The sequence below is a fragment of the Janthinobacterium goodfellowi genome (assembly GCF_051380695.1).
GTDB lineage: Bacteria > Pseudomonadota > Gammaproteobacteria > Burkholderiales > Burkholderiaceae_D > Janthinobacterium.
On record NZ_JBNYXN010000001.1, the window covers coordinates 1 to 12,830 of the forward strand.

Consider the following 12,830-nt stretch of genomic DNA (forward strand, 5'->3'; position numbering starts at 1 on the left):
CATCACGCCGTTCAATTTCCCCGTGATGGTGCCGATGTGGATGTTCCCGATGGCCATTGCCTGCGGCAATACGTTTGTATTAAAGCCGTCGGAACGCGACCCGTCGGCCAGCCTGCTCTTGGCGCAGCTGCTGACGGACGCGGGCTTGCCCGACGGCGTCTTCAACGTGGTGCAGGGTGACAAGGAAGCGGTGGACGGCTTGCTGCACCACCCGGACGTGCGCGCCGTCAGCTTCGTCGGTTCCACGCCGATTGCCGAGTATATCTATGCGACGGGCTGCGCGCAGGGCAAGCGCGTCCAAGCCTTGGGTGGCGCCAAGAATCACATGGTCGTCATGCCGGACGCGGACCTTCCCCAGACGGTGGACGCCCTGATGGGCGCCGCGTTCGGCTCGGCCGGCGAGCGCTGCATGGCCATTTCCGTCGTCGTGGCGGTCGGCAATGTGGCGGATCAATTGGTGGACGCCCTGGTACCGCGCATCGCCGCCTTGAAAATCACGCAAGGCATGGATTTGTCGGCCGAGATGGGTCCCGTGGTGACGCAGGTGCACAAGGACAAGATCGCGGGATACATCGCCACGGGCGTCAAGGAAGGCGCCAAGCTCATCTGCGACGGGCGCGGCTTCGTCCTGCCTGGTCATGAGCACGGCTTTTTCCTCGGCGGCAGCCTGTTCGACCACGTCACGCCGGACATGACGATCTACAAGGAGGAAATCTTCGGGCCCGTGCTGTGCATCGTGCGCGTGCCCGATTTCACGGCGGCGCTGGACCTGGTCAACGCGCATGAGTACGGCAACGGCACGGCGATCTACACGCGCGACGGCAACACGGCGCGCGAATACACGCACCGGGTGCAGGTCGGCATGGTCGGGGTGAACGTGCCGATTCCCGTGCCGATGGCCTTCCACAGCTTCGGCGGCTGGAAGCGCAGCCTGTTCGGCGACCACCATGCGCACGGCCCGGAATCGGTGCGTTTTTACACGAAGCAGAAGGCCGTGACGCAGCGCTGGCCGGCCTCGACGGCGGCCGGGGCCGAGTTTGCCATGCCGACCCTGAAGTAAAGCGCGCTGGCGGCGCGCAGTATCAGCGCGTCAGCGCGCCGCCACGTGGCCGTAGCAGGTTTTCAGTTTCGCATAGTCGTAAAAGACGCTGCCCGGCGCGATGCGGGCGCCGTCGCAAGCGGCCTGGAAGTCCGTTTCCTTTTCGTTGTACAGCAGGCGCACGATGAGCTGTCCTGCGTCGTTGCGGTATACATCCCACTGCATATTGGCCGCCAGCGGCGAGACGCTCTGGCCGCGCCATGGATTGTTTTCATAACTGTAGCTGACCGATGCCGGCAAGGGGGCCAGCGCCTGCTGCAAGCCCATGGCCGACGCGAGCGGAATGATCATCTCGGCGTGCGTGAAGCGCAGCTTGGCCGCGTGGCGCACATCTCCCCTGGCCAGCGCATCGACCTCATTGAAAAAATCGTCGCGCAAGGCCAGCGCAAAGCGCCACGTCACGCCGCTGCTTTCCGTGGTAGCGGGGCCCTTCTGGTAAAAATCCTCATGGTCGGCGACATAGGCGTAGTAGCGCGCATCCTCGGCAGGCATGTAGCGGCTGAAATCGGCCGGCACTTCATGCCGCATGCCGGCGGCGATTGCATACAACTCATACAGTTTTGTCGCGGCGGCATTCAGGCTGCGGATGACGGTCTTGCCGCTGCCCGTCATGGTGCGCGTGAACTTGCCGTCGGCGCTGGTGAAGGTGTAGCTGCCCGTGTCCGCATAGCTGGCGCGGCCGGCTTCAAACTGGTCGAGGAAGGCGGGAGAAAACAGTCGTTCGAGCACGTGGCGCGCATGCGCGGTCGCCGCAGGCAGCCTGGCCGGAGTGCCCATCAGCGCATCCAGCTGCTTGGTTCGTTCATAGTACTGGTAGGCCTGGCTGGCGGCATAGGTGGCGTAATACGGGTTGGCCCGATCGGTGACGCGGTCCGTCTGCGGCGCCAGCTTGTGCGCGTACAGCAGGAAGCGGTTGACGCCATCGGGCTGCAATATTGGCTGCACCCCGGGCTTGCGTCCCTGCGGATACTGCGCGGGCGCGGGCGGCAGGTACAGCAAGGGCGTCAGCGCGGGCGCGTGAGCGAGCAGCGACTGCGTGAAGAAGCGCGAACTGTCGCGCGCGCGGTCCACGCCCGAGTTGATGGTGACGAGCTGGCGCGGCGCCGTCGCGGCGTCCTGGCCCACCTGCGCAAACAGGGCGGGCAGGCGCGCCAGCATGCGCACCGCCAGCTGCCGGTGTTCGTCGATGCCCGTCTGCGACAGATTGCCGTAGCCGGGCCGCTCGATGCCAGCCACGCCATAGCCGAGCAAGGCATTGGCCTTCATCAGCGCCAGGATGTCGGGACCCAGTTCGCGTCCCAGGGGCGTGAGCGCATCCTGCGCGGCGGCCTGCTGCCACATCGCATACAGGGCCGCATCGTTCTTCATGCTGGTGAGCCCGCGCGAACCGTGGCGCGCCACCAGCTGCGTGAAAATGGGCTGGAAGCCGTCCGGCGGCGCGGCATAGGTGGCCGGGTCCTGCTGCGGCGCATACGGCGTCTTGGTCTGGTAATGGCCGTCGACGGCCAGCGTGGGACCGGCGCACATGGCGAGGGCCAGGGCCAGCGGGATGCTGGCCAGGGGAAGCGATGGAGGCATGGGAGTCCGTGACGTGATTATCTAGGCGCAAGCCTAGCATCAAACGTCAAACAGGCGGGCACGGCTGGGAGCCTGCCCGCCCACGCTTCCCGCTTACTGCGCCACGTGTCCGTAGCAGGTTTTCAGCTTCGCATACACATAGAAATGGCTGCCGGCAGCAAAGCGCGCGCCATCGCAGGCGGCCTGGAAGTCGGTTTCCTTTTCGTTGTACAGCAGTTTGACCAGCACATTGCCGCTGGCGTCGCGGTACACGTCCCATTGCATGTTGGCAGCCATCGGTGCCACGTACAGGCCGCGCCAGCTGCTGTTGTCATAGCTGTAGGTCTGCGCCGCCGGCAGCGCGCCGACGACGGTCTTCAGACCCATGGCCGTGGCCAGCGGGATGATGGCTTCCGCATGCGTGAAGCGCAGCTTGGCGCCGTGCGACAGGTCGCCGCGCGCGATGGCGTCCACTTCCGTGAAGAAGTCGTCGCGCAGCGCGCGCACGTAGTTCCAGGTGACGCCGGCGCTTTCCGTGGTACCGGGACCCTTGTTGTAGAAATCCTGGTAATCCTGCACGAAGGCCTGGTATTTGGCCGCGTCCGACGGCATGTACTGCACGAAGTCGGCTTTGACCTCGTTCGTCATGCCGGCCATGATGGCGTACAGGTTGTACAGCACCGATGCGGCGTCGGCCAGTCCCCTGATGGTAGTGCCGCCGTCGCCGGTGACGGTGTTGGTGAATTTGCCGTCGTCGCTGGTGAAACTGTAGGTGCCCGTGTTGGCGAAGCGGTAGGTGCCGTTGTCGATCTTGTCGACGAAGGCCTTGGTGAACAGGCGTTCCAGCACTTCGCGCCCCAGGGTGCGGGCCGTGGCATCCGTGTCGATGGCCGAGTACTTGGCCAGGAAAGCGGGGCTTTCCAGGTAGGCCTGGTAAGCCTGGCTGTCCTGGTAGGTCTGGTAGTAGCGGTCGAGGGCATCGGTGACCAGGTCCGTCTTGGGCACCAGTTTGTGCGCATACAGCAGGAAGCGGTTGGTGCCATTCGGCTGCGCCACGGGCTTGCCGGCCGGGTAGCCGGCCGGTGCGGGCGGCAGGGTAATCAGCGGTGCGACGTTTGGTGCCGTGGCGGCCAGCGACTGCGCAAAATACGCGGCGCTGTCCTTGGCGCGGTCCACGCCGGAACTGACGGTGACGATCTGGCGCGGCGCGCTGGCGGCGTTCGCGCCCAGTTGCGTGAACAGGGCGGGCAGGCGCGCCAGCATGCGCACCGCCAGCTGCTTGTGTTCATTGATGCCCGTCTGCGACAGGTTGCCGTAGCCGGGCGCCGTGATGCCGTCCACGCCGTAGCCGAGCAGCGCGTTGGCCTTCATCAGCTTCAATATGTCGGCGCCCAGCTTTTGCCCCAGCGGCGTGAGCGCATCGTCGGCGGCGGCCCTTTGCCAGACGTTGTAGAAGGCGGCGTCGTACTTCATGCTCGACAGGCCGCGCGAGCCGTGGCGCGCCACCAGTTCGGTGAACACGGGCGCGTAGCCGGCCGGTGCCGCTTCATACGTGGCCGCGTCCTGCTGCGGCGTGTACGGCGTCTTGGTCTGGTAGTAGGTGGCGGGCGGCGCCGGCGTGACGGGCGGCGTCACAGGAGGCGTGACAGGGACGGGCGGCGTATCGTCGCCGCCGCCACAGGCGGCCAGGGAGAGCATCAGGAGGGACAGGGGAAGATGGCGTGCGTGCAGCATGGCGTTTCCTTCAGGTGTGGTTAGCCCGGGTGCGCCGCGCAGGACGGCGCACCCGGGGCAGGCAGGAGGGGAGAATTACAGCTTGAGGGCCTTGGCCAGGCTGTTGGCGCGCGCATCGCGCTCGCTCAATGGCGCCAGGCCATGGCGCTCCTCGATGAACTTCAGGATCGACACGGTTTCATATTCGGTATGGTCGATATGGCCGCCTTCGCTGAAGGGCGAGATGACGAGGGCGGGGATGCGCGTGGCCGGGCCGAAGCGGTCGCCTTTGGGCGGCGCCACGTGGTCCCAGAAACCGCCGTTTTCATCGGTGGTGACGATGATGACGGTGTCCTTCCATTGCGGACCTTCCATGATGGCGCTGATGATGGCCACGCCCTCGTCGTCGCCTGCCGCCACGCTCGATTTGTCCATCCCCGGATGCATGTTCTTCTTGCCCATGGGTTTGTAGAACGAGACGGGCGGCAGCTTGCCCGTCTGGACGTCGGCGAGCATGTCGGAGCGGTCCTTCAGGTGCGTGGCGCGCTGCTGCGGGCTGTCGATGAAGCGCTTGAAGTAGGTGAACGGCTGGTGGTGATACGAGAAGTCATCGGCCTTCTTGCCCGACTTGGTCGAGGCGACGGCGATGTCGTAGCCGTCCGCATAATAGACCCAGGATATGCCCTTGTCAGTCAGGCGGTCGCCGATGGTGGGCATGGTTTGCGGCGGCAAAAAGGTCTGTTTCTTGGTCGGATCGAATAGCAGCGGGCCCTGCATGGTGTTGACGGCGTAGCCGTCCTGCGTCACCTCCGCTTCCTCGCCCTTCTTGTGCCCCGTGCCCCGCTCATCCTGGGCGACGATGGACTTGGGCGCGTTCGGGAACACGGGCGTGCAGGCGCAGGTCAGCCACATGTGGTTGAGGAAGGAACCGCCGTAGGCGGACTGGAAGAAGCGGTCGGCCAGGGTGTAGCGCTGCGCCAGGGCCCACAGTTTGAGCTTGCTGCCGTCGAAATAGCCCATGGGCAGGGCGCCCGTGTTGCCCTCGACGACGAAGCGGTCGTTCTTGCCGTCGTTGATCTGGCGCTTGTGCGTCCAGAATGCGTGCACGGGACTGGCCGTCTTGTCGCCCAGCGACACGCTCGGCTCCATGTGGAAGGGCGCGTTGGCGATGTCGCCCTTGAAGCGCTGGTCCAGGCCTCCCTTGTCGAGTGCCACGGCCGGCAGCATGGCATAGGGCTTGCCATCGGGGCCGGTCTGCGTGGTGGTGTCGGGCGAGCGGCCATTGGCGATGCCGTCGGCGCCGGGGAAGGTGCCGAACAGGTGGTCGAAGCTGCGGTTTTCCATGTACACGACGACGATCTGGCCGATCTTCGCCAGCTTCGGATCGGCGGTGGCTGTGGCAGCGGTATTGTGCTGCAAGCCGGCGGGGGTGGTGCAGGCGGCCAGGCCGATGGCCCCGGCGCCGAACAGGGCGATTCTTAGAACGTGGTTCAACATAACAGTCTCCTTGATGGCGCCTCCGTGGACGGGGCGCTTTTTTTAGTGGTGTGGCCAGAACAGGCTTTTTGAAGAAATTGCACACGTGTGCAGCACGCGTGTGCAAACAGTAACCCGGATTTTTTTCGATGTCAACAAGTACAGGCGGGGGATGAAAAAGTGTGGAAAACGGGGAACGGCGGGCGCTGCGGGGCGGTGGCGGGCGGCAGACGACGGCGTTGCGCCATCTGCCGTGTCGAAGCGCTTAGCGCGTCGTGCCGCGCCGCACCAGGGTGACTGGGACTTCCTTCAGGCGGCCCGGCATGGCGAATTTTTCCATGCGTTCGACCAGGCTCTTGACGGCGCGGCGCGCCAGTTCGCCCGCATCCTGGCGGATGGTGGTCAGCTGATAGGCGTCGAGCGCGGCCATGGGAATATCGTCGAAGCCGATCACCTGCAGTTGCGCCGGCACGTCGATGCCGTACTTGTGGCGCGCCGCATCGATGAAGCCGCAGGCGATCAGGTCGGTGGCGCAAAAGACGCCGTCGGGCAGCTTGCTTGATGCGAGCAGGGCGTCGGCCGCTTCCTGGCCCGCCTGGTAGCCGATGGCGTCGGCCAGGTATTCGCCGGCCGTGCAGCGCTTCTTCGCCACGGCCGGCGCCAGGTGGTCGAGGAAGGCCTTGCCGCGCGCGATGCCGCTGAAACTGCTGGCGCGCGTGTTGACGAAGGCCAGCCGTCTGGCGCCGCTGTCGAGCAGGGTGCTGGCCGCCAGTTCGCCGCCATGGCGGTTGTCGCTGTTGACCACGTCCACGCCCTTCAGGTCGCGCGCGCGGTTGATCATGGCCACCGGCACTTGCCGCTGCAGGTATTCCGTGGCGACGGCGGACGGCGGCGAGCCGGACGTCATGATGACGCCGGAAATCTTGTAGCTGAGGAGGATGCGCAGCAATTCGCTGAGGCGTTCGGGATCTTCCGCATTCATCAGCAGCGGCACCAGCGCATGTTCGCTCAGGCTGCGCGTGATTTCGCCCAGCAGGGCCACGCGGAACGGGTCCGTGAAGCCCGTGATGACGACGCCCACCAGGTTGCTCTGGCCCTGGTTCATGCTGCGCGCCAGGATGTTGACCTGGTAGCCCAGCGACTGCGCCGCTTCCATCACGCGGGCCCGCGTTTCGGGCGCCACGCTGGCGCCGGGCGTGAACGTGCGCGAGACGGCGGAGCGGGAGACGCCGGCCCGTTTGGCGACGTCCACCGAAGTGACCCAGGACTTGTCTTTTTGTTCCATTGACGGTGTAGATGAATGAGAGGCCGATGCACGATGCGGTGCGGCGCAATGCCGCGCCATCATCTTAGCCGAAAATCCCGGCCGCGGCGCGAACTGAATGCCGGTCGTCACGTCAGTCACGCGACGCGGCAATCGCGCCGGCCCTCAGCCTCCCGGTCGTCCTACCATTTCGGCGTGTACTTCAGGGTGAACTGCACGTTGCGCGGATCGCCATAGTAGTTATTCGAACCGGTGGTGTTGTAGGACGGGATGATGTAGCGCTTGTCGAAGACGTTGTTGACGTTCAGCGACAGGGCCACTTGCGGCGTGGCTTGCCAGCCCAGGCGTGCATTCCAGATCGAGAAGCCGGCAACCTTGAAGGTGCGCTCGGTGTCGACCGTATGGCTTTGCAGGCTGGCGCCGGCGCCCACGCTGAACTTGTCCCACGCGCCTGGCAGGGTATAGCTCGACCAAAGGCGCAGCATGTGCTTCGGCGTCCAGGTGGAAAAGACCTGGCCCTTGTTGTCCGGATCGTCGAGATAGGTCGTCGTCGTGTAGGCGTAGCCGGCCGACAGCTGCAGGCCGCGCGCCACTTCGCCCGATACTTCCGCTTCCAGGCCCTGGCTGCGCACCTTGCCCGAGGCGCGCGAGCAGTACCAGCCGTCGCAGGCGAAACCGGCGGCGTAATCGGTGACGGCGCGGTCCTTGTGGTCATAGCGGAAGACGGCCAGCGAGGTGTTGACCTTGCCGTCCAGCAGTTCGCCCTTGATGCCGCCCTCGTAGCTGCTGCCCGTGATGGGCTTGAGGGTGCGACCGGCCACATCGTGGTTCGTCTGCGGCTGGAACACGTCCGCATAGCTGGCGTAGGCCGACCATTGCGGCGTCAGTGCGTAGATCAGGCCCACCGACGGCGTGAACTTGGCCGTGGTGCGGGTGGCGTCGCGGTAGCCGTCCGGCGTGGCATACAGGAAGTCGTACCAGTTGAAGCGCCCGCCCAGCAGGGCTTTCAGATTGCTCGTCAGCTGGCCGTTCCAGGTGCCGTACAGGCCTTTCTGGCGCATGTCGTAGGTGCTGTAGCTGGTCACACCCGTTGGACGCGCGGCGATGGTGTCGAAATCCTGCCATGGCCGATCGTGCTTGATATGGAAGATATCCGCACCCGTTTCCCACGCGCGCGCATAGCGGTCGTTCGACGTCATGCTGACATAGCTGGCGCCGACGACGACTTCCTGCGCGATGCCCAGGCCGTCGAATTTGCCGCGCACGAAGGCGTCGATGCCGCGCTTGCGGTTGTCGAAATCGGTGGAAAAGTCGCCATAGCGCGCGCCGCTGCCGTCGGGATTGATGGCGAAGGCCGTGCGCTGGTGCGTGGAGCTGGTGCTTTCATTCATGCCCAGCGCCGACACTTTCAGGCTCCATTGCGTATTGAAGTGGTGTTCCAGGTCCAGGTAGACGGTGCTCTGTTCCACCTGGCTGCGGTTCCAGTCGGCACCCGTGAAGGTGGAGCGCGGCAGCGGCAGTTCGCTGCCGTCCGCGTAGCGGGGCAGGCCGATGAAGGTGGGGCGGCCATGGGCTTTCACATGGCTGGCGGCCAGTCCCAAGGTGGTGGCGGGCGCCAGGTCGTAGTCGAGCGCCGCGTACAGGGTGCGGTTCTTGCTCCACACCCGGTCGATGAAGGAGTGGCTGTCGTCTTCATCGACGATGGCGCGTCCGCGCAGGGTGCCTTCCGCGTTCAGGGGGCCGCTGATGTCGACCTGGGCGCCGTAGTGGTCCCACGAGCCGGCGCGCCCCGTCAGCGTGACCGCGCGCGTGGCCAGCGGACGCTTGCGCACCAGGTTGACGGAGCCGCCCGGACTGCCCGTGCCCACCAGCATGCTGGAAGCGCCGCGCAGCACTTCCAGGCGGTCGTAGATGACCATGTTTTCCTGGCCCCAGTTACCCAGCGCATAGGTGTTGCGGTCGATCGGCACGCCATCGTACTGCCACTGGTCGATCTGGAAGCCGCGCGCCGTGATCACCACGCCCGGGCCCACGCCATGCACGCCCACCACGCCGGTGACGTTGTTGACGGCTTCGCGCAAGTCCGAGATGCCCTGGTCGTCCAGGCGCTGGCGCGTGAGCACGCTCACCGACTGCGGGATGTCCTTCATCGCTTGCTCGCCCTTGCCGATGGTGATTCTGCGCGCCGTATAGGAGCCGCTGCCTTCCGTGGTGGCGCCTTGCTCGGCCTCGCCGACGACGGTAATCGAGGGCATGGTGCGCTCGGCCGCCGAAGCGGCGCTGGCCGCCGCCGCAGGTGCGGGTGCCGGCGCGGCCACCAGCACATAGCCGGTGGCCGTCTTGCCGATGGCGTAGCCGGTGCCGCGCAGCAGCGCGGCGAAACCGTCATCGATGGCGTAGCTGCCCTGCAGGCCGGCCGTCTGCAGCCCCTGCACCTTGGCCGAGTCGATGACGATGGAGACGCCCGCCTGCTGCGCATAGCGGTTCAGGGCGCCGGCCAGCGGACCGGCGGGGATGGCGTAGCTGATGGCGGCAGGGCTGGCTTGCGCCTGGGCGGCGGCCTGGGCGTGCATGCCGGCGCCGGCCAGCAGCATGGCCGCCAGGGCCAGCGGGCGCAGACGCGTGCGCAGGATGTTCGGGGATGAAACGGGAACGGCAGGAGCGGACATGGTGACAGCCTTTTTTGATTGATCTCAGCTGCCTTGACGCACGAGATGCGCCAACACGAACCTGCGCGGGCATTTATTTTTTTGCTGCATCGCTGGCGGGTGCGTCCACCATCACCAGGTAGCGCGTCAGCATGCGGATGCGCAGCTGCGGGAAATTGTCGATCAACAGCTGCAGCGCCTTGTCCGTGTCGTCCAGCGGCAGCACGGCCGCCACGCGGATGCCGGCGATCTGCGCGCGGTCGTAATGCAGCTGGCCGGGACGGTGGCGGGCCAGCTCGTCGAGCACGTCGGCCAGCGGCAAGTCGTCGACCACCAGCTGGTGCGCGCGCCACGCTTCCTGCACGCTGGCCGCATCGATGGCCGTGACTGGTCCCACGCCGTCGCCCGTGATGCGCGCGCGCTGGCCCGCCTGCACCACGACGGCCGGATGCCGGGGCACCTGCGCCAGCACCTTGGACTCCAGCATGCTCAATATCGTGGCGTCGTCGTCCCTGCGCACCGTGAAGCGCGTGCCCAGGGCGCGGATCGCCGCCTGGCCGCTGTCGACGATGAAGGGGCGCTGCGCATCCCTGGCCACGTCGACGAGGATCTCGCCACGCACCAGCTCCACGTGCCGCCCGCCCGCATTGAAACGCACGTTGACGGCGCTGTCGCCGGCCAGGGTCAGGCGGCTGCCGTCGTCCAGCGTATGCGTGCGCCATTGCCCCGTGGGGCTGCGCAGGTCGGCCAGCAGGTAGGCGGGGCGCTCGCCGAGGGCCAGCGCCCCGGTCAGCACCAGCACGGCCACGGTGCTGGCGGCGGCCAGCTGGCGCAGACGCTGGCGGGGACGGTCGGGGGCGATGGCGGCCAGGGCGGCGCGCGCGGGACGATGGTCGCCGCCGGCCGGCTCGCGCACGGCGTGCAATTGACGCAGCAGGTTTTCCATGCCGGCGGCCACCGTCGCGTGCAGCGGGTCGGCCGCCTTCCATGCGGCGAAGCCGATGCGCGCCTGTTCGCGCTCGGCCGGGTCGTCGGCGCTGAGCTGCACGATCCAGTGCGCGGCCTGCTCGGCCGCCACGTCGGGGCGGGCGGTCTTCATGCCGCCAGGGCCGGACAGGCGTGGCGGCAGGCCAGCAAGGCTTGCACCAGGTATTTTTGCACCATGCGCGTGGAGACGTTCAGGTGCGCGGCGACGGCGGCCTGCGGCTGTTCTTCCAGGTAGTGCAGCAAGAAGGCGTCGCGCGCCTTGCTGGACAATCCATCCAGCGCCGTGGCGATCTGCCCGAGCGCCTGCACGGCCATCAGGATCTCGTCCGGCGAGGGCGCACCGGGCAGGCTGTCGGCCAGCAGGGCCAGTTCCGCCAGGTAGCTGCGCTCGAGTACTTGCCGGCGCGCGCGGTCGAGCAGCAAGCGCTTTGCCGTCGTCGACAGATAGGCGCGCGGTTCGCGCATGCCGAACAGAGCGTCGCGCGAGGCGATGATGCGCACGAAGGTGTCTTGCGCCACGTCGGCCGCGCCATGCGGGCAGCTGAGTTTTTTGCGCAGCCAGCCGACCAGCCAGCCGTGATGTTCGCTGTAGAGCGACTGCACTTGCTGTTGCAGGCTGGGCTGGATGGCGGACATGGGCGATGAATAATATAAATGAGAATTATTCTCATTGTAAGCGCCACTGGCGGTTTGTCACAATCCCCGCTTGCATGCGAGTGGCGCAGGTGTTGCGCGCAGGCCGCATGCGTGGCGGCGCCGGAAATGAAAAAACCCGCCGCTGCACGGGGCAGGGGCGGGTTCATCAATGCTGCAGATTCTTGGTGGTGATAGGTGGACTTGAACCACCGACCCCAGCATTATGAATGCTGTGCTCTAACCAACTGAGCTATATCACCAAACAGACCGGTCAAACCGGATGCTCGTTGCGACCACGGCAAAACCATGATCTTTGTTCTTTGGTGGTGATAGGTGGACTTGAACCACCGACCCCAGCATTATGAATGCTGTGCTCTAACCAACTGAGCTATATCACCCAACAGCCGAGCATTATCCAGTCTTCCCATTTCCTTGTCAATGCCGGCGCAAAAAAATGTGCGGTTTTTTCACGCGTTGGCGCCGGCATGATTATTTTTGTAACGGCGTCAGCAAAGGCTGGATTTGCGCCAGCATGGACGCGGCCGGATCAGCACCGAGGCAATCGATGACGATGCGTTCCGGCATGGCGCGCAGCCAGGTCAGTTGTCGTTTCGCCAGCTGGCGCGTCGCGATGATGCCCGTCTCGCGCAGGGCGGCGCGGTCGATGCGGCCGTCCAGGTATTCCCAGGCCTGGCGGTAGCCCACGCAGCGCATCGAGGGCAGGCCAGGGTGCAGGTCGCCGCGCCGGCGCAGCTGCTCCACTTCGTCGAGCAGGGCGTCGTTCTTCAGCATGAGGTCGAAGCGCGTGGCGATGCGCGCGTGCAGCACGGCGCGGTCGGACGGCTCCAGCGCGAACGATTGCAGCCGGAACGGCAGCACGGTCTTTTCGCGGCGGGCCAGCAGGGCCGACATGGGCTGGCCGGACAGGGCGATGATTTCCAATGCGCGGCCGATGCGCTGCGCGTCCTGCGGCGCCAGGCGCGCGGCCGTGACGGGGTCCTGCTGCGCCAGGCGCGCATGCATGGCGGGCCAGCCGATGGCGGCCGCGTCCTCTTCCAGCCGGGCGCGCAAGGCAGGATCGGCGCCCGGCAAGTCGTCGAGGCCGTCGGCCAGGCCCTTGAAGTACAGCATGGTGCCGCCGACGAGCAGCGGCAGCTTGCCGCGCGCGGAAATTTCCGCCACCAGACGCAGGGTATCGTTGCGGAACTGCGCCACGGAATACGCGTCCAGCGGGTCGATGATGTCGATCAAATGATGCGGTACCTGGGCCAGTTCTTCCTGCGAGGGCTTGGCCGTGCCGATATCCATGCCCCGGTAGACGAGGGCGGAATCGACGGAAATGATCTCGGACGGGATCGCTTGCGCGATGGCCAGCGCGCTGGCCGTCTTGCCGCTGGCCGTGGGGCCCATGATGGCGACGGCCAGGGGGAGGTGTGGGGTGTTTTGCATG

At 66.1% G+C, this 12,830-nt stretch carries 9 protein-coding genes and 2 tRNA genes; 1 reads left to right on the forward strand and 10 read right to left on the reverse strand.

From position 1 onward, the window contains the following. Positions 1–1,060 (forward strand): CoA-acylating methylmalonate-semialdehyde dehydrogenase (mmsA, locus tag ACQ4WQ_RS00005; protein WP_436493793.1); only part of this gene is annotated, 1,060 nt, incomplete at its 5' end. Positions 1,061–1,090: 30 nt separating this feature from the next. Here mmsA and ACQ4WQ_RS00010 read toward each other — a convergent pair. The 10 genes from ACQ4WQ_RS00010 to miaA all read right to left on the reverse strand — a co-directional run bounded on the left by ACQ4WQ_RS00010 (position 1,091) and on the right by miaA (position 12,829). After that, positions 1,091–2,677: a histidine-type phosphatase gene (locus ACQ4WQ_RS00010; RefSeq protein ID WP_436493795.1), complete on the reverse strand. Its 1,587-nt coding sequence runs from the start codon at positions 2,675–2,677 to the stop codon at positions 1,091–1,093. A gap of 93 nt (positions 2,678–2,770) precedes the next feature. Then, on the reverse strand, positions 2,771–4,390 hold the full coding sequence (locus ACQ4WQ_RS00015) for a histidine-type phosphatase (RefSeq protein WP_436493797.1): 1,620 nt from the start codon (positions 4,388–4,390) through the stop codon (positions 2,771–2,773). A 75-nt stretch (positions 4,391–4,465) separates the two neighbouring features. Further along, a complete protein-coding gene (locus ACQ4WQ_RS00020) occupies positions 4,466–5,866 on the reverse strand; it encodes an alkaline phosphatase family protein (RefSeq protein ID WP_436493799.1) in 1,401 nt (466 codons plus the stop codon). A gap of 244 nt (positions 5,867–6,110) precedes the next feature. Beyond that, positions 6,111–7,130, reverse strand: coding sequence for a LacI family DNA-binding transcriptional regulator (locus ACQ4WQ_RS00025; protein WP_436493801.1), 1,020 nt, complete (start codon positions 7,128–7,130; stop codon positions 6,111–6,113). A gap of 161 nt (positions 7,131–7,291) precedes the next feature. Next, positions 7,292–9,778 carry a TonB-dependent siderophore receptor gene (locus ACQ4WQ_RS00030; protein WP_436493803.1) on the reverse strand — a complete coding sequence of 829 codons (2,487 nt, stop codon included), beginning with the start codon at positions 9,776–9,778 and terminating at the stop codon, positions 7,292–7,294. Positions 9,779–9,851: 73 nt separating this feature from the next. Next, positions 9,852–10,856 (reverse strand): FecR family protein, encoded by a 1,005-nt coding sequence (locus ACQ4WQ_RS00035; protein WP_436493805.1) that lies wholly within the window; start codon positions 10,854–10,856, stop codon positions 9,852–9,854. After that, the gene (locus ACQ4WQ_RS00040; protein ID WP_436493807.1) at positions 10,853–11,380 is read right to left on the reverse strand and encodes a sigma-70 family RNA polymerase sigma factor; all 528 of its coding nucleotides are present in this window, start codon (positions 11,378–11,380) and stop codon (positions 10,853–10,855) included. Before ACQ4WQ_RS00040 ends, ACQ4WQ_RS00035 begins: the two co-directional genes overlap by 4 nt. A 183-nt stretch (positions 11,381–11,563) precedes the next feature. Continuing rightward, positions 11,564–11,640 (reverse strand) — tRNA-Met (locus ACQ4WQ_RS00045). Positions 11,641–11,701: 61 nt separating this feature from the next. Further along, positions 11,702–11,778 (reverse strand) — tRNA-Met (locus ACQ4WQ_RS00050). A 91-nt stretch (positions 11,779–11,869) separates the two neighbouring features. After that, positions 11,870–12,829 (reverse strand): tRNA (adenosine(37)-N6)-dimethylallyltransferase MiaA, encoded by a 960-nt coding sequence (gene miaA, locus ACQ4WQ_RS00055; RefSeq protein WP_436493809.1) that lies wholly within the window; start codon positions 12,827–12,829, stop codon positions 11,870–11,872. Between the last annotated feature and the right edge of the window lies 1 nt (position 12,830).